The 19,306-nt window shown below is 65.0% G+C and carries 23 protein-coding genes; 7 read left to right on the forward strand and 16 right to left on the reverse strand.

Annotated elements, in window-relative coordinates; genetic code table 11:
- The first annotated feature begins 99 nt into the window (after window positions 1-99).
- Window positions 100-720, forward strand: coding sequence for a glutathione S-transferase family protein (locus ACN0S5_RS07470; RefSeq protein ID WP_417207477.1), 621 nt, complete (start codon window positions 100-102; stop codon window positions 718-720).
- A gap of 76 nt (window positions 721-796) precedes the next feature.
- Here the strand turns inward: ACN0S5_RS07470 and choX are convergent, their stop codons facing one another.
- Window positions 797-1,717 carry a choline ABC transporter substrate-binding protein gene (gene choX / locus ACN0S5_RS07475; RefSeq protein ID WP_417207478.1) on the reverse strand — a complete coding sequence of 307 codons (921 nt, stop codon included), beginning with the start codon at window positions 1,715-1,717 and terminating at the stop codon, window positions 797-799.
- A 178-nt stretch (window positions 1,718-1,895) separates the two neighbouring features.
- On the opposite strand from choX, the gene ade reads away from it, so the two are divergent.
- A complete protein-coding gene (ade, locus tag ACN0S5_RS07480) occupies window positions 1,896-3,590 on the forward strand; it encodes an adenine deaminase (protein WP_417207479.1) in 1,695 nt (564 codons plus the stop codon).
- Window positions 3,591-3,760: 170 nt separating this feature from the next.
- On the opposite strand, the gene ACN0S5_RS07485 is transcribed toward ade, so the two are convergent.
- Window positions 3,761-4,936 carry a lytic murein transglycosylase gene (locus ACN0S5_RS07485; protein ID WP_417207480.1) on the reverse strand — a complete coding sequence of 392 codons (1,176 nt, stop codon included), beginning with the start codon at window positions 4,934-4,936 and terminating at the stop codon, window positions 3,761-3,763.
- Window positions 4,937-5,169: 233 nt separating this feature from the next.
- On the opposite strand from ACN0S5_RS07485, the gene ACN0S5_RS07490 reads away from it, so the two are divergent.
- Window positions 5,170-5,532 (forward strand): response regulator transcription factor, encoded by a 363-nt coding sequence (locus ACN0S5_RS07490; protein WP_417207481.1) that lies wholly within the window; start codon window positions 5,170-5,172, stop codon window positions 5,530-5,532.
- Between the two features lie 14 nt (window positions 5,533-5,546).
- Here the strand turns inward: ACN0S5_RS07490 and ACN0S5_RS07495 are convergent, their stop codons facing one another.
- From ACN0S5_RS07495 to def (ACN0S5_RS07525), 7 genes are all read right to left on the reverse strand, one after another.
- Window positions 5,547-6,536, reverse strand: coding sequence for a glutathione S-transferase family protein (locus ACN0S5_RS07495; protein ID WP_417207482.1), 990 nt, complete (start codon window positions 6,534-6,536; stop codon window positions 5,547-5,549).
- A gap of 94 nt (window positions 6,537-6,630) precedes the next feature.
- A complete protein-coding gene (locus ACN0S5_RS07500) occupies window positions 6,631-6,864 on the reverse strand; it encodes a GlsB/YeaQ/YmgE family stress response membrane protein (protein WP_417207484.1) in 234 nt (77 codons plus the stop codon).
- Between the two features lie 275 nt (window positions 6,865-7,139).
- The gene (locus ACN0S5_RS07505) at window positions 7,140-7,379 is read right to left on the reverse strand and encodes a hypothetical protein (RefSeq protein WP_417207486.1); all 240 of its coding nucleotides are present in this window, start codon (window positions 7,377-7,379) and stop codon (window positions 7,140-7,142) included.
- Between the two features lie 56 nt (window positions 7,380-7,435).
- Entirely contained in the window at window positions 7,436-8,347 is a 912-nt protein-coding gene (fmt, locus tag ACN0S5_RS07510; RefSeq protein ID WP_417207487.1) for a methionyl-tRNA formyltransferase, read from the reverse strand.
- 153 nt (window positions 8,348-8,500) lie between these two features.
- Window positions 8,501-8,995, reverse strand: coding sequence for a peptide deformylase (gene def / locus ACN0S5_RS07515; RefSeq protein WP_417207489.1), 495 nt, complete (start codon window positions 8,993-8,995; stop codon window positions 8,501-8,503).
- Window positions 8,992-9,495: a peptide deformylase gene (gene def, locus ACN0S5_RS07520; RefSeq protein WP_417207491.1), complete on the reverse strand. Its 504-nt coding sequence runs from the start codon at window positions 9,493-9,495 to the stop codon at window positions 8,992-8,994. Before def (ACN0S5_RS07520) ends, def (ACN0S5_RS07515) begins: the two co-directional genes overlap by 4 nt.
- Window positions 9,492-10,019 carry a peptide deformylase gene (gene def / locus ACN0S5_RS07525; protein ID WP_417207492.1) on the reverse strand — a complete coding sequence of 176 codons (528 nt, stop codon included), beginning with the start codon at window positions 10,017-10,019 and terminating at the stop codon, window positions 9,492-9,494. Before def (ACN0S5_RS07525) ends, def (ACN0S5_RS07520) begins: the two co-directional genes overlap by 4 nt.
- A 102-nt stretch (window positions 10,020-10,121) precedes the next feature.
- On the opposite strand from def (ACN0S5_RS07525), the gene ACN0S5_RS07530 reads away from it, so the two are divergent.
- Window positions 10,122-11,297 carry a MalY/PatB family protein gene (locus tag ACN0S5_RS07530; RefSeq protein WP_417207493.1) on the forward strand — a complete coding sequence of 392 codons (1,176 nt, stop codon included), beginning with the start codon at window positions 10,122-10,124 and terminating at the stop codon, window positions 11,295-11,297.
- Between the two features lie 111 nt (window positions 11,298-11,408).
- Here ACN0S5_RS07530 and ACN0S5_RS07535 read toward each other — a convergent pair whose 3' ends face one another.
- From ACN0S5_RS07535 to ACN0S5_RS07565, 7 genes are all read right to left on the reverse strand, one after another.
- Complete coding sequence (locus tag ACN0S5_RS07535; RefSeq protein ID WP_417207494.1) at window positions 11,409-12,029, reverse strand: trimeric intracellular cation channel family protein; 621 nt, start codon at window positions 12,027-12,029, stop codon at window positions 11,409-11,411.
- 16 nt (window positions 12,030-12,045) lie between these two features.
- Entirely contained in the window at window positions 12,046-12,498 is a 453-nt protein-coding gene (gene rnhA, locus ACN0S5_RS07540) for a ribonuclease HI (protein ID WP_417207670.1), read from the reverse strand.
- Window positions 12,491-13,081 (reverse strand): class I SAM-dependent DNA methyltransferase, encoded by a 591-nt coding sequence (locus tag ACN0S5_RS07545; RefSeq protein WP_417207495.1) that lies wholly within the window; start codon window positions 13,079-13,081, stop codon window positions 12,491-12,493. Before ACN0S5_RS07545 ends, rnhA begins: the two co-directional genes overlap by 8 nt.
- 99 nt (window positions 13,082-13,180) lie before the next feature.
- Entirely contained in the window at window positions 13,181-13,633 is a 453-nt protein-coding gene (locus ACN0S5_RS07550; protein ID WP_417207496.1) for a DUF3429 domain-containing protein, read from the reverse strand.
- Complete coding sequence (locus tag ACN0S5_RS07555; RefSeq protein WP_417207497.1) at window positions 13,630-14,244, reverse strand: LysE family translocator; 615 nt, start codon at window positions 14,242-14,244, stop codon at window positions 13,630-13,632. The genes ACN0S5_RS07550 and ACN0S5_RS07555 overlap by 4 nt, the downstream gene beginning before the upstream one ends.
- A gap of 25 nt (window positions 14,245-14,269) precedes the next feature.
- Entirely contained in the window at window positions 14,270-15,229 is a 960-nt protein-coding gene (gene ispH, locus ACN0S5_RS07560; RefSeq protein WP_417207498.1) for a 4-hydroxy-3-methylbut-2-enyl diphosphate reductase, read from the reverse strand.
- A gap of 172 nt (window positions 15,230-15,401) precedes the next feature.
- Entirely contained in the window at window positions 15,402-15,977 is a 576-nt protein-coding gene (locus tag ACN0S5_RS07565; protein WP_417207499.1) for an NYN domain-containing protein, read from the reverse strand.
- A 136-nt stretch (window positions 15,978-16,113) separates the two neighbouring features.
- On the opposite strand from ACN0S5_RS07565, the gene folK reads away from it, so the two are divergent.
- The 3 genes from folK to ACN0S5_RS07580 all read left to right on the forward strand — a co-directional run bounded on the left by folK (window position 16,114) and on the right by ACN0S5_RS07580 (window position 19,296).
- The gene (gene folK, locus ACN0S5_RS07570) at window positions 16,114-16,674 is read left to right on the forward strand and encodes a 2-amino-4-hydroxy-6-hydroxymethyldihydropteridine diphosphokinase (protein WP_417207500.1); all 561 of its coding nucleotides are present in this window, start codon (window positions 16,114-16,116) and stop codon (window positions 16,672-16,674) included.
- A 94-nt stretch (window positions 16,675-16,768) separates the two neighbouring features.
- Window positions 16,769-17,122 (forward strand): DNA-directed RNA polymerase subunit omega, encoded by a 354-nt coding sequence (gene rpoZ / locus ACN0S5_RS07575; RefSeq protein ID WP_323769689.1) that lies wholly within the window; start codon window positions 16,769-16,771, stop codon window positions 17,120-17,122.
- A gap of 23 nt (window positions 17,123-17,145) precedes the next feature.
- On the forward strand, window positions 17,146-19,296 hold the full coding sequence (locus ACN0S5_RS07580; protein WP_417207501.1) for a RelA/SpoT family protein: 2,151 nt from the start codon (window positions 17,146-17,148) through the stop codon (window positions 19,294-19,296).
- Window positions 19,297-19,306 lie beyond the last annotated feature (10 nt).

Raw genomic sequence — 19,306 nt, forward strand, 5'->3', positions numbered from 1 at the left:
GAGGGGTTTGGCAGCGTTTGTGAAGCCGATCGGTGGTGATTGGGGTTTGTCAGACGCACACAAGGGTGGCACCCTCGCCGCGAAACAGGGAGACCCGCCATGACCGGACTCATTTTTTACACCAACCCGATGTCGCGTGGACGTATCGCCCGCTGGATGCTGGAGGAATGCGGCGCGACCTATGAGACCCGCGTGTTGCAATACGGCCCCGAGATGAAGGGGCCCGAATACCGGGCGGTCAACCCGATGGGCAAGGTGCCCGCGCTGGTCGATGGCGACACAGTGATCACCGAAGGCGCGGCGATTTGCTGCCATCTGGCAGAGCGTTTCCCCGAGGCTGGCCTGATCCCCGCACCGGGCGCGCGCGGGGCGTTTTATCGCTGGATGTTCTTTGCGTCAGGCCCGCTGGAGGCGGCCATCGTGAACCGGTCCTTCGGGTTTGAACTGCCGGACGATCCGCAGGCCCGTGGCCGCGCCGGGTGGTGTTCGCTGGAGGAAGAGGCCGACATGCTGGCCGCGCTGCTGTCGGACGGGCGCGCGTGGTTGCTGGGTGAAGCGTTCAGCGCGCTGGACGTCTATCTGGGGTCGCAGATCGCCTGGGGCCGTCAGTTCGGCACCCTGCCCGAACGTGACGGGTTTGACAGCTACATCGGCCGGATCATGTCCCGCGACGCGGCCGTGCGGGCGCGGGCGCTGGACGATGCCTTGATGGCCGAATGACCGGCGTCCCCCTGCCCTGCTGAAAGGCCCCGCCGATGGCGGGACCTTCCGGACCGTGACCCATGCGGGCCCCCTGTTACTCCAGCGCGGCCTTGACCGCGGCCATGGCGTCGCCACCGTCCTGAGTGGTCACGCCCGCCAGCCAGCCGTCCAGCACCCCCATGTTGGCCGACAGCCAGGTCCGGGCGGCATCTTCCGGGTCTTCGCCATCGTCAAGGATTGCGCCCATGATCTCGTTCTCCATCGCAAGAGAGAATTCGAGGTTCTTGAGCAACGCGCCGACGTTCGGACACTCATCGACATAACCCGCGCGGGTGTTGGTATAGACCGTCGCGCCGCCCAGATCGGGGCCGAACCAGTCGTCACCGCCGGTCAGGTAGGTGAGGTCATAGTTGGCGTTCATCGGGTGCGGCTCCCACGCGAGGAAGATCACCGGCTCATCGCGGTTCACGGCCCGGCCCACCTGCGCCAGCATCCCCTGCTCCGAGCTTTCCTTGACCTCGAATGCGCTGAGACCAAAGGCGTCGGCGTCGATCATGTCGATGATCAGGCGGTTGCCGTCATTGCCCGGCTCGATGCCATAGATCGTCTCGTCCAGCGCATCCGCGTGCGCGGCGATGTCGGCGAAATCCTTGATCCCCAGCGCCGCGCCCACGGCATTGGTGGCCAGCGTGTATTTCGCGCCTTGCAGGTTGTCGCGCACGGTGTCGACGGTGCCAGCCTCACGGTAGGGGGCAATGTCCGCCTCCATCGTGGGCATCCAGTTGCCAAGGAACACATCGATGTCGCCCGCCGCCATCGAGGTATAGGTCACCGGCACCGACAACACCTTGATATCGGTCTCATAGCCCAGCGCGTCCAGCAGAACCGTGGTGGCAGCCGTTGTGGCGGTGATGTCGGTCCAGCCCACGTCCGAAAACGTCACGCTGTCGCAATTGGCCAGCGCCGCGCTGGACACAAGGCCAAATGCGAGGGCAGAAGTGAGGGTCTTTTTCATTGTCGTCTCCCTGGTTGATTTTGGCGCGAGTAGACCGCGCCGCGCGCGTCTTTGCAACCGGCCTGCCGCGCGCGCCGTTTGCTTGACGTGATACCGGGACGTGATACCGGGCGCGGCGTCTCGCCCCCGGCGCGCGGCTATGCCATCATTGCGCGCAAAGGCATTCGGAGGCAGTCACATGGCGGAACTGGAACAACGGATCGCGCAGGGGCGCGGCGACGAGGTGGCGGATCTGGTGCTGCGCGGTGGGCGGGTGTTCGACCTGATCACCGGCGCGCTGCTGGAGGGCGACGTGGCGATCTGCGGCGATACGATTGTCGGCGTCTTCGACCAGTATGAGGCGCGTGAGGTGATCGACGTCTCGGGCCTGATCCTTGTCCCCGGTTTCATCGACACCCACCTGCACATCGAGTCGTCGCTGGTCACACCGTTTGAATTTGACCGCTGCGTCACCCCGCGCGGGGTGACGACGGCGATTTGCGACCCGCATGAGATCGCCAATGTGATCGGCGCGCCCGGTGTGCGCTATTTCCAGCAGGCGAGCCAGCACACGTTGATAGACATCAAAGTCCAACTGTCGTCCTGCGTGCCCTCGACCCATATGGAAACGGCGGGCGCGGATCTGGATGCGGATGCGCTTGCCGGGCTGATGGGGCACGACGCGGGCCTGGGGCTGGCGGAGTTCATGAACTTTCCCGGCGTGATCCACCGCGATCCCGGCTGCATGGACAAGCTGCGGCTGTTCGAGGGCGGCCACGTCGACGGGCATTGCCCGCTGCTGTCGGGCAAGGATCTGAACGCCTATGTCGCCGCCGGAATCCGCACCGAACATGAGGCGACAAACCCCGAAGAGGCGCTGGAAAAGCTGCGCAAGGGGATGCGGGTGCTGATCCGCGAAGGCTCTGTCTCCAAGGATCTGCACGCGCTGCAACCGCTGCTGACTGAGCGGACCGCGCCCTACATGTGCCTGTGCACCGACGACCGAAACCCGCTAGATATCGGTGAATACGGGCATCTGGACTACATGATCCGCGAACTGATCCGGCTGGGCTGCCCGCCGCTGGCGGTCTACCGCGCGGCCACGCTGTCGGCCGCCGAGGCATTCGGCCTCAAGGATCGTGGCATGATCGCGCCGGGCAAACGGGCGGATATCGTGGCCGTGGGCACGCTAGAGGATTGCGACGCGCAACTGGTGCTGGCGGGGGGCGTGGTGGTCAATGACACGGCTTTTGCCAAGCGACAGACCGTGCCGCCCGTGGGGCGCGCGTCGGTCAAGGCCCCCAAGGTCAGCGCGCAGGATTTTCGCGCGCGCGGCAACCGGGTGGACACCGATGTGATCGGCATCCGCGAGGGACAGATCCTGACCGACCACCTGCATGAGGACATCCCGATTACCGACGGCGACAAACTGCCGGACCTGTCTCGCGATCTGGTGCGGATCGCCGTGGTCGAACGACATGGCAAGAACGGCAATATCGCCACCGGCTTTGTCCGGGGGTTCGGACTTCAGGCGGGGGCGATTGCCTCAACCGTCTGCCACGATCACCACAACATCGCCTGCGTCGGCGTCGATTATGCCGACATGGCGGTGGCGGCCAACCGGCTGGGCCAGATCGAGGGCGGCTTTGTCGTGGTACGGGACGGTCAGGTGCTGGCGGAACTGGCGCTGCCGGTGGCGGGCTTGATGTCGCTGGACCCGTTCGAGGCGGTGCGCGCGCGGCTGGTGGACCTGCGCGCGGCGGCAAAATCACTGGGCGTCGGTCTGGAAGAGCCGTTCCTGCAACTGGCCTTTCTGGCGCTGCCGGTGATCCCGGCGCTGAAGATCACTGACCGGGGCATGGTCGACGTGAACAAATTCGAGATCATCGGCTAACCCGCACGCGCCGCCGGTTATCCCCGTGCCGCTGCGGCTTCTTCTCTGTCCAAATACCGTCTTCTTCTTTTTCTTTGTCCCGATACCGTCCGGGGCAGGCCGCGGTCCAAAGGGAGGGGGCCTGCCGAAAGCAGGCTTTCGGCAGGCGTCTTTTTTCCAACCTGACGCGCCTAGAGCCGGTTGAGCAGCGCCGGTGTCGGCCAGGCATCCGCCGGCATGCCCAGTTCGCGTTGCACGCTGCGCACCGCGTCCCGTGTACCGGCCCCCAGAATGCCGTCGATCTTGCCCACATCATAGCCGCGCTCGGCCAGTTTGGCTTGCAACCGCTTCATCTGGTCGCCGGACAGGCCCGGTTCGGGGTTCCCGGCATCGTAGACCGGCGCGCCTGTCAACCGGGTGCCGAAATAGGCGGCGGTCAGAACGTAGGTAAAGCTCTGGTTCCATTCGAAATAGACGCTGAAGTTCGGGTAGGCGATAAAGGCCGGCCCCTTGCGCCCCTGCGGGATCACGATTGAGGCCTGAAGCCGCCCGTCATCCAGCGCGCCATGGCGGCCGCGCACGCCCAGTTGCTCCCATTCCGCCACGGTCTTGGTCGCGTGCATTCCGGTGTCAAACCATTCCAGATCGGCGGGCAGCACCACCTCTTGCAGCCACGGCTCATTCGGACGCCAGCCAAGGTGCGACAGCATCTTGGCCCCGGACATCAACGCATCGGGGGCCGAGGTCTTGGGGGTCACATGGCCATCGCCGTCGCCATCGACGCCGTTGATCAGGATGTCCTTGGGCAACATCTGCACCATGCCGATCTCACCGGCCCATGCGCCCGTGGTGGTGCGCGGGTCCAGATCCCCCTGCTCATAAAGCGACAGTGCGGCAAAGATCTGCGGGCGGAAAATCTCGGGGCGGCGGCAGTCATGCGCCAGCGTCACCAGCGCGTTCACCGTGTTGAAATCGCCCTGGAACGCGCCGAAATCCGTCTCGAACGCCCAGAAGGCCAGTAGCACACCGCGCGACAGGCCGAATTCGCTTTCGATACGGTCAAAGACGCTGTCGTAGCGGTCCGCCATCTGGCGGCCCTTGTCGAGGCGGCTTTGGCTGATCAGTTTGCGTGAGAAGGTGATAAAGGGATCCTGAAAGATCCCTTGCCGCCCGTCTGCCTTCAACACAGCCGCGCTTTGCTGCGCATTGGCAAAAAACCGCCGAACCGCCTCGGGGTCATGGCCCAGCGCGACCGCCTCTTGCCGGAGACCGTCCACGAAAGCGCCAAAGCCGCCGCCGCAGGGCACGTCCTGTGCCTGCGCCGCGCCCGCCAGCATCAGCGCGCCGAATATAGCCGAAAACCGCATGAAATCCCTCGTTTGCTGTCTGATGGCGCACAGTATCAACCCCATCGGGCGGGGCAAGCGGGCATCGGCGGAGACCCTCCAAGGGCCGGTGGCGGGCGCTTTGGCAGAGATTTACCAACCATTCAGAAACGCGGCCCAGATTAACGATTTCTTCATTCCTCTGAAGGATTGATAAACCTATACGAAAGTTTAGTCTAAATCCTGCTTCGGGGTTTGGGCGTCTGGAGGTTCGCGTGAACGTGCTGATTGTGGAGAGCAGCAAGCCGCTTGCTCAACTGTGGCAGCGCCATCTCCAGCGCAGCGGGGCCGATGTCTGGATCGCCTACACGCAGGACTCGGCATTCGAGTTGCTGGAAACCCGGTCGTTTCAGGTGATCATCCTTGATGTGGTGGTCGAGGACAACAGCGCGCTGGCGATTTCGGACATCGCCCAGTTTCGCCAGCCCAAGGCGCGGATCATCTTTGTCACCAACACCAGCTTTTTCTCGGACGGGTCGATCTTCAACCTCTGCGCCAATGCCTGCGCCTACCTGCCCTCCACCACACCGCCGGACGACCTGACCAATATGGTGCATCACTACGCCCGCGCGCTCTGACGCGCGGGCCGGTGTCAGGCGGCGCGCAGCCGCTCGCGGCCGTGCGGCGCGTTCAGGTCAAGGTCGGGGCCCACAGGCACAATCCGATGCGGGTTCACCGTTTCATGGCTGTAGTGATAGTGCCGGGTGATGTGGTCGAAATTCACCGTCTCGGCGACACCGGGCCATTGGTACAGCTCGCGCGTGTAGGCCCAGAGGTTGGGGAAATCCACGATCCGGGCACGGTTACATTTGAAATGGCCGTGGTAGACCTTGTCAAAGCGGATCAGCGTGGTGAACAGCCGCCAGTCGGCCTCTGTGACGCGGTCGCCCATCAGGTAGCGGGAGGATGAGAGCCGCTCTTCGATCCAGTCCAGCGTGTCGAACAGCGGATGGACGGCGGCGTCATAGGCCTCTTGCGAGGTGGCGAAACCGGACTTGTAGACACCGTTGTTGAGCGTGTCGTAAATCCGCGCATTGACCGGTTCGATGGCCTCCCGCAGATCCCTGGGCCAATAGTCGTCGGTCTTGCCGGTCACCCCGTCGAAGGCCGAGTTGAACATGCGGATGATCTCGGCCGATTCGTTGGAAACAATGGTCTGGCGCTGTTTGTCCCAGAGGATCGGCACCGTCACGCGGGTCGTCGCCTTGGGATCGGCCTTGGTGTAGATGTCGCGCAGGTAGGGCAGGCCGTACAACGTATCGCCGGTAGCGCCCTTGTCGTCGGTCTGAAAGGTCCAGCCGTCGTCCAGCATGTCGGGGTGAACGGCACTGACGGTGATCAGGTCCACCAGCCCCTTGAGCTGGCGGAAGATCAGCGCGCGGTGCGCCCAGGGGCAGGCATAGCTGACATAGAGGTGATAGCGGTCGGCCTCGGCCTTGAAGCCGCCCTCACCGGAGGGACCGGCGCTGCCGTCGGCGGTGATCCAGTTGCGCCAGGACGACTCCGAGCGGACAAACTTGCCGCCGGATTTCTTTGTGTCGTACCAGCCGCTGTGCCAGTTGCCATCAACGAGTTGTCCCATCTGAGCCTCCTGTTTCCTGCATCACAGGTAGCGGCGGCGGCGCTGTGCGCCAAGGCAACGCGCCGCGCAGCGGCTTTGCGCTGCTGCACAGAGGTCAGCGCAGGTAGGTTTTATACACCCAGATCAACAGGATCGCGCCCAGCACCGCGCCGACAAGACCGGCCAGCAGCCCGGTGACGGCAAGCAGAAATCGGATGATCAGCCCGCCGATAAGCGCGCCGCCGATGCCGATGGCGATGGTCGGCACGATGCCGGTGTCCATCTTCATCAGGCGGGTTGCAAGGAATCCGGCGGCGGCGCCGACGATGATCAGCCAGACGATGGGCATTGGGGGGCTCCTGACGGGACGGTCTTGGGCAGAGCTTAGTCGAGCGCGGTCGCGGGGCCTAGGGGGAAGGTGGACCCACAGGGCGCGTCATCTGCGGATGCCCCGGCGGGCGATGCGCGCGCGACCGCCGCAGCCGCAGGTGTCGGGCGGTGTCGTGATCCGCTCCTGTGGTGTCCGGTGCGGGCGACGGATGGGGGCGCTGCCCCCGCCTCCCTGCGGTCGGCCCCCCCGGGTGTATTTGGACAAAGAAGAAGCCCGGACCTGTGGTCTGCGTCTCAGCGTTTGCGCCAGTGGGTCGGGACGATGATCAGCGCGCCGACAGAGGCGGCGATGGCATTGAGGCCCGGCGCGCGGAAGCCGATGCCGAACATGATGGTCACGAAGTAAAACAGGAAGGCCCCGCCGATGCAGATGATGATGCTGGGCAGGATGCCGTTGTGGGTAAAGCGCGACTTTTCCGAGGCGTATCCGACGATACCGGCGATCACCACGGTGCCGATCAGGGTGGGGAACATGGGTCTCTCCTGCGTCTGGGGTCAAAATTTGGGACGGCGGCGCCATGCCCGGCGGATCAGGTGCCCAAGCGGGTGCCGGTCGGTAACGGGCAGCCGTTGAGAAAGGTGGCGGCGTCCTGCGCGCCCTTGCCCGCCCGCTGGGCGCGGGTGACGCGCAGCGCGCCGCGGCCGCAGGCAACGGTGAAGGCGTCGTCCAGCACGGTGCCGGGTGCGCCCTGCCCTGCCGCCGGTTCCGCGCCCAGCAGTTTGATGCGCGCGCCCTTGCCTGTTGTCCAGGCCCCCGGAAAAGGCGACAGGCCGCGGATCTGGCGCGAGACCGCATCCGCGGGCCGGGTCCAGTCAACGGCGGCCTCGGCCTTGTCGATCTTGGCGGCGTAGGTTGTGCCCTCATCGGGTTGGATTTCCGGTGTGAGGGTATCGAGCCTGTCCAGCGCCGTGACGATCAGCTCTGCGCCCATGGCGCTCAGGCGGTCATGTAATGCGCCGGTGGTTTCGGTCGCGCCGATGGGCGTTGCCTTGCGCAAGAGCACCGGGCCGGTGTCCAATCCGGCCTCCATCTGCATGATGCAGATGCCGGTTTCCGCATCCCCCGCCATGATCGCGCGGTGAATCGGTGCCGCCCCGCGCCAGCGGGGCAGCAGCGAGGCGTGGATGTTGAGGCAGCCCCGCGTGGGGGCGTCGAGAATGGCCTGCGACAGGATCAACCCGTAGGCCACGACCACCGCGATGTCGGCGTTGAGATCCGCGAAGGCCTGTTTTTCGTCGGCGGATTTCAGGCTGACCGGGTGGCGGACCGGCAGGCCCAGCGCCTCTGCCCGCGCATGGACCGGTGTGGCGCGGTCCTTTTTGCCGCGACCCGCCGGGCGCGGCGGCTGGCAATAGACGCAGGCAATGTCGTGCCCCGCCGCAACCAGCGCGTCGAGCACGGGAACGGAGAAATCGGGAGTGCCCATGAAGATGACGCGCATGTGAGAAATCCCTTGTCCTGCCTTGCGGGGGTCTTAGCGCAGGCCGCGACCGGGCAGAAGAGCCTTTGGCGGGCAGCTTGCCGATTGGGGGAGGTCCCGGGTCAGGCCCGGGACGGGAGCGCGCCGCTGGCGGGCGGCTGGCCGGGGCCGATCTCAGCCCTTCTTGCGAGCCTTGCGCAGCAGCATGTCGCGTTTCATCTTGGAGAGCCGGTCAAAATACATCCGCCCGTTCAGGTGGTCGATCTGGTGCTGGACCGAGGTCGCCCAGAGGCCGACCAGATCCTTGCGCACCTTCATCCCGTGGTGATCGATGTAGGTCATCGTCACCGCGCGGGGGCGCGAGATCTTGGCCGAAACGCCCGGCAGGTTCGGGCTGGCCTCTTCGTGGTCACGGAATTCGACCGAGGCGTGCAGGATTTCGGGGTTGGCCATGAGGATCGGTTTGCCGCGCGCGTCAGAGGCATCCACAACCGCCAGCCGCAGCATCACACCGATCTGCGGCGCGGCAAGGCCGACGCCCGGCATCGCCTCCATCGTGTCGACCATGTCCTGCCATGTGGCGCGGATCTCGTCCGTGATGCCCGCGACCGGGGCGGCGACACTGCGCAGGCGTTTGTCGGGCCAGGGGACAAAGGGGCGGACCGTCATGTGTCCTGCCCCGCTGTGTACGCCGCCAGCAGAGCGTCTCGGGCGGCAGCGTCCAATCGGTCGAAGTGCATGACGCCATCCAGATGGTCGAGTTCGTGCTGAGCGATGGTGGCGGCCGCGCCGCTGAGGGTGATGTCCTGCGCGGCCCCGGTCAGATCGGTAAAGGCCAGTCTGATCTCTGCCGGACGGGTCACATCGGCGGTCACACCCGGCACCGACAGGCAACCTTCGGTTACTGTCGTCTTGGCGTCGGTGGCCGACATGATCGTCGGGTTGAGGCAGACAAGCGGGGTCATGTCGCCCTCTTTCCACCCGGCATCCATCACAAAGAGCCGCTGCATCACACCGACCTGCGGCGCGGCAAGGCCGCGACCGGGGGCGTCATACATTGTCTCGAACATGTCCGTGACCAGCGACTCGACCGCCTTGGGGTCCGTCACCGGGGCGCAGGGTTGCGCCAGGCGCGGGTCGGGCCATTTCAGGATCGGCAGCAGGCTCATGCCCGTTCCCGCGCGCGTTCTTTTTTCAGTTTGACCATCTTGCGGGTGATCAACTGGCGGCGCAGCGGCTTGAGGTAATCGATGAACAGCTTGCCATCCAGATGGTCGATCTCATGCTGGACGCAGGTGGCCCAGAGCCCGTCAAAGGTTTCGGACTGCGCCTTGCCGTTGCGGTCGATCCATTCCACGTCGACGATTTTGGGGCGTTCGACGTCGGCGTATTGGTCGGGAATCGACAGGCAACCCTCTTCGTAGACATTGCGCTCATCCGAGCTGGCAATGACCCGTGGATTGAACATGATCAGCGGGCGATGCGCCTCTTCGCTGTCGGATTTCACGCAGTCGAGCACGATCAGCCGCGACAGAACCCCGACCTGCGGGGCCGCAAGGCCGATGCCGGGCGCGGCATACATGGTTTCCAGCATGTCGTCCGCAAGCACGCGCAGATCGTCGGACAGATCGTCGACAGGATCGCAAGGCTTCTTCAGGCGAGGATCGGGGTGGATGAGAATGGGCCGTTTCATGGCGCTGATTTAAGCGCCGCGCGCGGTTTAGGCAAGCGTCGCCCCTTGCCCCTGCCGATCAGCCCGCTAGCCTGCGCGACAAAGAGACCAAAGGGATCACCGATGAGCCGATTTGACGAAGAGATCGACCGCGTGGGCACGCATTCGACAAAATGGGACGTGATGGAGTCCTACTACGGCGTCTCGCCCGAGGACGGGCTGGCGATGTGGGTTGCCGACATGGACTTTCGCCCGCCCGCCTGCGTCCCGGCGGCGTTGCAGCGGATGGTGGATCACGGAATCTTTGGCTATTTCGGGCCGGACACGGCCTATCGCGACGCGATCCGCTGGTGGATGGACACCCGGCACGGCTGGGAGGTGTCGCGCGACTGGATCTTTTCGACCCATGGATTGGTGAACGGGACCGCCCTGTGCCTACAGGCCTACACGCAGCCCGGCGATGGCGTGGTGCTGTTCACGCCGGTTTACCATGCCTTTGCACGGGTGATCCGCGGCTCCGGGCGCGCGGTGGTGGAATGTCCGCTGGCAAATGTCGACGGGCGCTACGAGATGAATTTCGACGCCTATGACGCGATGATGACCGGGCGGGAAAAGATGGTGATCCTCTGTTCGCCGCACAATCCCGGCGGGCGGGTCTGGAGCGCGGAGGAGCTGCGCGGGGTGGCGGAGTTCGCCAAACGGCACGATCTGGTGCTGGTGTCCGACGAGATCCACCATGATCTTGTGATGCCGGGGCAAAAGCACATCCCGATGGCGACGCTGGACGCGGGCATCGAGGACCGGCTGGTGATGATGGCGGCGACCACCAAGACCTTCAACATGGCGGGCAGCCATATCGGCAATGTGATCATCCCCGACGCGGATCTGCGCAAACGGTTTGGCGAGGTCATGGCCGGGCTGGCAATCTCGCCGAACTCCTTTGGCATGGTCACGGCGACGGCGGCCTATTCGCCCGAGGGCGCGGCATGGGTCGATGACCTGTGCGCCTATCTGGATGGCAACCGGCGGCTGTTCGACGCGGGGGTGAACGCGATCCCCGGCCTGCGGTCGATGCCGATGGAGGCGACCTATCTGGCCTGGGTGGACTTTGGCGGCACCGGAATGGCGGTGGAGGAGTTCACCCGCAGGGTCGAGAAAGAGGCACGGATCGCGGCGAACCACGGTGACACCTTTGGCAGCGGCGGCGAGAGTTTCCTGCGGTTCAACTTTGCCACGCCCCGCGCACGGGTGGCGCAGGCGGTGGAGCGGTTGCAAGAGGCGTTTTCCGATCTGCAATAAGCGACCGATTGCGGCGGCGGCAGGGGCGAGGGGCCAGCCCCTCGCGCTCCCCGGGATATTTGCGGACAGAAGAAACCTGGGGGCCCAGCTGGGACGCAGGGGCGGTACAGGTCAATAGCGGGGCGGGCGCGGTTTGTAGACCGGCAGGCGCCAGCCCATTGCCATCGACCCGGCGCGCAGGCCGATGGTGACCAACGCGGTCAGGGCGGCGGCCATCGCCGGTGGTGCGCCCAGCCAGATGGCCAGCACCGTGACCAGAGCCCCCGCCAGCGCGCAGGTCACGTAAAGCTCTCCCTGCTTCAGCACCAGTGGCACCTCGTTGGCGACCACATCGCGCGCCAGCCCGCCGGCGCAGCCGGTGGCGATGCCCATGACCATGACCACCGCGGGCGGTTGCCCCAGCCGCTGCGCCAGCCCGGCCCCGGCGGCCACCGCCACGCCCAGCGCCAAGGCGTCCAGCCAGAGGATCGCCTTCATCCGGCTTTCCAGCAGGTGGGCGGTGAAGAAGACCAGAACCGCCGCGCCGGTGACGACGCCAAGATAGGTCTGGTCGGCCACCCAGATCGGCGTGCGGTCCAGCAGGACATCGCGCAGGGTGCCGCCGCCCAGCCCCGTCACCCCGGCGAGAAAGGCAAAGCCCACGATATCCAGCTGCGCGCGGCTGGCCACCAGCGCGCCGGTCAGCGCAAAGACCAGCACGGCGGCGTAGTCGAGCAGGACAAGCGGGGTCATGACGGCTCCTTCGGCGCTATGTCTTGAACGGCGCCATGCCTGCGCGGGCCAGTTCATCGGCGCGTTCGTTTTCCGGGTGGCCGGCGTGGCCCTTGACCCATTCCCAGGTGACGTCGTGGCGCTTTTGCGCCTCGTCCAGACGTTGCCAGAGATCGACATTCTTGACCGGTTTCTTGGCGGCGGTTTTCCAGCCGTTGCGCTTCCATCCGTGAATCCAGCCGGTGACGCCGTTCTTGACGTAGGCGCTGTCGGTCACGACGGTGATGTTGGACGCGCGGCTGAGCGATTCCAGCGCGTTGATCGCGGCCAGCAGTTCCATCCGGTTGTTGGTGGTCTGCGCCTCACCGCCGCTGAGTTCGCGTTCCTTGACGATGGTCTCACCGTCCTTGGCGCGCAGCAGCGCCCCCCAGCCGCCGGGGCCGGGATTGCCGGAACAGGCACCGTCGGTATAGGCAAAAAGCTCAGCGATGGGAGGTCACCGTGATCCAGGGCGCCACGACACCGTCCAGCCCCTTGTCCGCGCCCCGTGCAAAGGGACCGGGCACAAGACCGGCCGCTTGCAAGAGCTGTGTCAGGCTGGTTTCAGTGTAATAGGTGTAATGGCGGCCAAGGCTGTCGCGCCTTTCGCCCTCGCCCTCCTTGACGCCGATGTGCAGCAGCCCGCCGGGGGTCAGCGCGCGGGCAATCGCGGCCAGATGGCGGGGCATGTCGGCGCGCGGCGCGTGCAGCAGGCTGAAGTTGGCCCAGATGCCGTCATAGGCGGCATGCGAGTCGAGATCGTCAAAACCGGCCTGTTTTGCGACCACGCCCGGCCGGGTGGCGGCAAGGGCGACCATGGCGGCAGAGGCATCCCATGCCTCGACCTGCAACCCGGCGGCTGCCATATGCGCTGCCGACAGGCCGGGACCACAGCCAAGATCGAGCACGGTCGCGCCTTTTGGCAAAGCGGTGATAAAGGCCCGCAGCGTGGCATCGGGCCGCTCGGACGCGGTGACCTGCGCGTAATCCTCGGCGCGGGTGTCGTAGATCCGTATGGTTTCGCGGTCTGTCATGGCCAGTGATGTCGCCTTTTTGCGGGCATATCGCAAGGGCCTATCGCAGCGGCTTGGCGCAGGGATCGGGCGGTTTGAGGGGCACATTTGCCCGCTGGATCACGCCAGCGGAATGACGGCGAGGCAGGCCACGACCAGCCCGGTCAAGAGCAGGCGCAGCGGCAGCCACCAGCGCGGGGCAAGGCCCCAGCGCACAAAGGCGGCATCCAGCAACAAAAGCGCCAGAAAGCCGATCATGAGGTTCAGCGCGGCGCGCATCTCACCACCGCCGGTGGTGAAAAACGCCCAGAGGGCGGGCAATGTCGACAGCGCATAGCCGGTGGCGGCCCGGCTGCCCTCGGCCTTGGTGGCGAACCCCCAGAGCACGCCGGACATGAAGGACAGGATCACCGCGCCGTAAAACAACTGCACATAAGGGCCGACAAAGCGCGGCCCGAAGGTGGCCAGTCCCCAGTCGAACAGGCCGGGCGCAAGGATCGTCGCAGCCCCCCAGACAAAGGGCACCACCCCGGCCAGCCCGAGGATCAGGGCGGAACGGGGGATGGCGGTCATGCGCGCTCCAGCGCCAGCCGCCCGGCGAGGGCGGCAAAGATCCCGGCAAAGGAGCGGTTGAGCCAGCGCATCCTGACCGCGCTGGACAACAGCCAGTCACGGGCCCGCGCGGCAAACAACCCGTACAGCACGAACACCGCAAAGGTCAGCGCCATGAACACCGCGCCCAGCGTGATCATCTCTGTCGTGGCGGTATCAGGGGTGCCGGTCAGAAACGGCGGCAACAGTGCCAGAAAGAAGACCGAGAGCTTGGGGTTGAGGATATTGATCAGCGCGCCACGCCGGGCGATCCGCCAAGGCCGGTCCACCTTGCGGTTGGCACCGACCGCCAATGCGCCGCCGGATTTCAGCGACTGCCACGCGAGGTACAGCAGATAGGCCACGCCCGCGAATTTCACCACGTTGAACAGCAACGCCGAGGTGTGCAGCAGCGCCGCCAGACCCAGCGTCGCGGCGGCAAGGTGCGGTACGATCCCGATGGTACAGCCGAACGCGGCCGCCACCGCGGGCCACCGCCCCTGCCCCAACCCGATGGCCAGGGTATAGATCACCCCGGTTCCGGAGGCGATGACGACAACAAGGGCGGTCAGCAGGAATTGCAGCGAAATCATCGGCGACCTTTCGGGGCAAGCGGGCTCATGCCGGGACGCGCAGCACGCGCGGCACCTTGAATTCCACGTTTTCCTGCGCGGTTTCCACCATCTCGACGGTCACGTCATAGTGGGCGCGGAACGCGTCGATCACCTCGTCGATCAGCACCTCGGGGGCCGAGGCCCCGGCGGTGATGCCGACCGATGCGATCCCGTCCAGTGCGCGCCAGTCGATGTCGGTGGCGCGTTGCACAAGCTGCGCATAGGCACAGCCCGCGCGGCGACCGACCTCGACCAGACGTTTCGAATTTGACGAATTGGGCGCGCCCACCACCAGTATCGCCTCGACGCGCGGCGCGATGGCCTTGACCGCCTCCTGACGGTTGGTGGTGGCGTAGCAGATATCCTCTTTGTGGGGGCCGACAATGGCGGGAAAGCGCGCCTTTAGCGCCGCGACGATCCCGGCGGTGTCATCCACGGACAGCGTGGTCTGGGTCACAAAGGCCAGCCGCTGCGGGTCACGCACCGCGACCGTCGCCACATCCGCCACCGTCTCGACCAGCAGCACCTCCCCTTCGGCCAGTTGCCCCATGGTGCCCACGGTTTCAGGGTGGCCGGCGTGGCCGATCATGATCATCTGCAAGCCGTTTTCCGAATGGCGGGCTGCCTCAATGTGGACCTTGGACACCAGCGGGCAGGTCGCGTCCACATAGATCATCTCGCGGCGCGCCGCCTCTGCCGGGACAGCCTTGGGGACGCCGTGCGCGGAAAAGATCACCGGGCGGTTGTCCGGGCAATCCTCAAGCTCTTCGACAAAGACCGCCCCTTTGGCGCGCAGATCGTCGACCACGTATTTGTTGTGCACGATTTCGTGACGGACGTAGACCGGCGCGCCCCATTTATCGAGCGCCATCTCGACGATCTTGATCGCGCGGTCCACGCCTGCGCAGAATCCGCGCGGCGCAGCCAGCAGCAGGGTAAGCGGCGGAAGGGACTGGGGGGACATCACGGCACCTTTCCTCATCGGTTCTGCGCAGACCTAGTGACCGTGCGGCGCGAGGTAAAGGGTGCAGCGCCTTTGCCGGAGGCGAAGAAGGTGACGGTTGATGCCAGACCCGAGTGAAGGCCGGGACACCAACCGCAGGCCGCGCCCGTCACAGGGACGGGCGCAGGCCGGATCACTTGCCGGAAGCGGCAACTTCGAAGTTGCGTTCAACCTGTGTGTCGCGCGGCGGGCGACCGATGACTTCACGCAACTCGTCGAGTTCGATGAAGTTGTCGGCCTGACGGCGCAGTTCGTCGGCGATCATCGGCGGTTGCGACCGGATGGTCGACACCACCGAGACACGCACGCCCTGACGTTGCAGGCTTTCCACCAGCGGGCGGAAGTCCCCGTCGCCGGAGAACAGCACGATGTGGTCCACGCGCGGCGCCAGTTCCATGGCATCGACAGTCAGTTCGATATCCATGTTCCCCTTGACCTTGCGGCGGCCCTGGCTGTCGGTGTATTCCTTCGCGGGCTTTGTCACCATGGTGAAGCCGTTGTAGTGCAGCCAGTCCACCAGCGGGCGGATCGGCGAATACTCGTCATTTTCCAGAAGCGCTGTGTAATAGAAGGCCCGAACCATCTTGCCACGACGCGCAAACTCCTGCCGAAGCAGCTTGTAGTCGATATCGAAACCGAGAGCTTTTGCAGCGGCATAAAGATTGGAACCGTCTATGAACAGCGCAAGCCGTTCGTCCTTGTAGAACATAAAATTTCCTTTCGTCCAATCGGCTCGCCTGATCCGTGAGTGTGAGTGTGGCGGCGAGCGCGTCGAAGTAGATTATGTTTTTTTCTGCGCTCTGCAAGGCGCAGGGAAGTCTCAAAAGAATAGTACGTTGGGTCAAATGGTACAAGAATTCCTTATCGCTCTGGGCTCCAACCTCGGATCAGAGGCCGGTGGGCGCGGAGAAACGCTTGGCGCTGCGGTGGCCGCCATGGCCGCTGCCGGGTTGCATTTGCGCCGTCTCAGCCGCTTTTACGCGACGCCGTGCTTTCCGGCGGGCGCGGGGCCGGACTATGTCAATGCCTGCGCCGCCGTCAGCGGGCCGGACAGCCCCGAGGCGCTGCTGAAAATCCTGCACGCGATAGAGGCGGATTTTGGCCGAGAGCGGGCGCAGCGCTGGGGCAGCCGGTCGCTTGACCTTGATTTGCTGGCGCTGGATGGTGCCGTGCGCCCGGACGCAGAGACGCAGACCCGGTGGCGGATGTTGCCCCCGGAGGCCCAGAGCCACGAGACACCGGACCGCCTGATCCTGCCGCATCCCCGGATGCAGGACCGGGTTTTCGTGCTGGTGCCGCTGGCCGATATCGCGGCGGACTGGCGGCACCCGCTGACCGGCGAAACCGTCGCCGGGATGCTGGCCGCCCTGCCCCGGCAGGATCGCGCCGAGGCACGGCCGATCTGACCTGTGGCGACCGGGCTATTGCCCTTGTCAATCCTCGGGTCGCGCGGTATGTCAAGTCTTTCTGAGGCCCTCAAGACAGAAAACGGAGCACTCTATGGCCCGCGTGACGGTAGAAGATTGCGTTGACAAGGTCCCGAACCGGTTCGAACTGGTGATGCTGGCCGCACATCGTGCGCGCGAGGTGGCATCCGGTGCGGCGATCACGGTGGACCGCGACAACGACAAGAACCCGGTTGTCGCCCTGCGCGAAATTGCCGAAGAGACCCAGTCCGCCGACGAACTCCGTGAACGCCTGATCGAGTCGAACCAGACCCAGATCGAGGTGGACGAACCCGAAGAGGACGCCATGGCGCTGCTCATGGGCACCGAGGCGGACAAGCCGCAAGAGGACGACATGTCCGAAGAAAAACTGCTGCGCGCGCTCATGGAGGCGCAGGGCCAGGGCTGATCCCTGTTCGGCGGTGAGGTGACATGATCTCTGCTGAAGACCTCGTTGACCTCGTTCGCAACTACAACCCGAAGACCAACGCAAAGTTGATCCTCGCGGCCTATGCGTATGGCCGCGAGATGCACGAGGGCCAGACCCGCAAATCGGGCGAGCCCTATTTCAGCCATCCGGTTGCGGTGGCGGCGATCCTGACCGAGCAACAGCTTGACGACGCCACCATCGTGACCGCGCTGCTGCACGACACCATCGAGGACACCCGCTCGACCTACGCCGAGGTCAAACAGCGATTCGGGCGCGAGGTGGCCGACCTTGTCGATGGCGTCACCAAACTGACCAACCTCCAGCTTTCCAGCTCCGAGACCAAGCAGGCCGAAAACTTTCGCAAGCTGTTCATGGCGATGTCCAAGGACCTGCGGGTGATCCTCGTCAAGCTGGCCGACCGGTTGCACAACATGCGGACCATCCGCGCCATGAAGCCTGAAAAGCAGGTGCAAAAGGCGCGCGAGACGATGGATATCTTCGCCCCGCTGGCGGGCCGCATGGGCATGCAGTGGATGCGCGAGGAACTGGAGGATCACGCCTTTCGCGTGCTCAACCCCAAGGGCCGCGACAGCATCATCCGCCGCTTCATCACCCTGCAACGCGAAACCGGCGACGTGGTGCAGCGGATCACCTCCGACATGCGGCACGAACTGGAAAAGACCGGGGTCGAGGCCGAGGTCTTTGGCCGCGCGAAAAAGCCCTATTCGATCTGGCGCAAGATGCAGGAAAAGAAGATCGGCTTTTCCCGCCTGTCCGACATCTATGGTTTCCGCGTGATCACCCGGTCCGAGGCGGACTGCTACACCGCGCTGGGGGCGATCCACCAGCGCTGGCGCGCGGTGCCGGGGCGGTTCAAGGACTACATCAGCCAGCCCAAGACCAACGGCTATCGCTCGATCCACACCACCGTGTCGGGACGCGACGGCAAACGGGTCGAGGTGCAGATCCGCACCCGCGAGATGCACGAGGTCGCAGAGACCGGTGTGGCCGCGCACTGGTCCTACCGGGACGGCGAGCGGGCCGAGAACCGCTTTGCCGTGGACCCGGCCAAGTGGATCACCTCGGTCACGGAACAGCTGGATTCCGAAGAGGATCACGACGCCTTCATGGAGGCGGTCAAGCTGGAGATGTATTCCGACAAGGTGTTCTGCTTTACCCCGCAGGGCGACGTGGTCAAATTGCCGCGCGGGGCGACGCCGATCGACTACGCTTATGCGATCCACACGCGGATCGGGTCGAAATGTGTGGGCGCCAAGGTCGACGGCATCCGGGTGCCCCTGTGGACGCGGCTGAAGAACGGCCAGTCGGTCGAAATCATCATCGCCGAAGGACAGGCCCCGCAGGCGACATGGCTGGACATGGCCACGACGGGCAAGGCCAAGGCCTCGATCCGTCGCGCCCTGCGCGAGGCCAACAAGGAACGCTATGCCAAGCTGGGTCATGAGCTGGCCCGCGCGGCGTTTGAGGCGCGCGGCAAGAAGGCCACCGACAAGGTGCTGGAAAAGGCCGCGGCGACCCTGCGGCTGGAAGACACCGAAACCCTGCTGGCCCGGCTGGGCAGCGCCGAGCTGACCTCATCCGAGGTGGTCGAGGCGGTCTATCCCAACCTTGCCATCCGCGATGGCGGCGAGATCGAGCTGAAAAAGGCGGTTGTCGGGCTGGAACACGGGCAAGGGTTTGAACGCGCCCGCTGCTGTCAGCCGCTGCCCGGCGAACGCATTGTCGGCCTTGCCCATCGCGGCCGCGGGGTGGCGGTCCATGCCATCGACTGTGCCGCTCTGGCCAACCACGAGGACAAGCCCGACCGCTGGCTGGACCTGCATTGGGCCGAGGGCAAGCACCCGGCGGTCTATACCGTGTCGCTGGACCTGACGATTGGCAACGATGCCGGGGTGCTGGGACGCATTTGCACATTGATTGGCGAGACACGGGCCAATATCTCTGATTTGAACTTCATAGACCGTAAACCGGATTATTACCGTTTGATGATGGATGTAGACCTTAGAGATGCGGAACACCTGCACTCGTTGATTTCCAACCTAGAGGCAGAGAGCAATGTCGCCTCGGTCGAACGGCGGCGTGATCCGGCTCTGGAATCAGTCCCCGGAGCAGCCTCCGAAGCGGCAGAGTAGGCAGAAAGGC

Source organism: Antarctobacter sp., assembly GCF_048262615.1.
Classification (GTDB): domain Bacteria; phylum Pseudomonadota; class Alphaproteobacteria; order Rhodobacterales; family Rhodobacteraceae; genus Antarctobacter.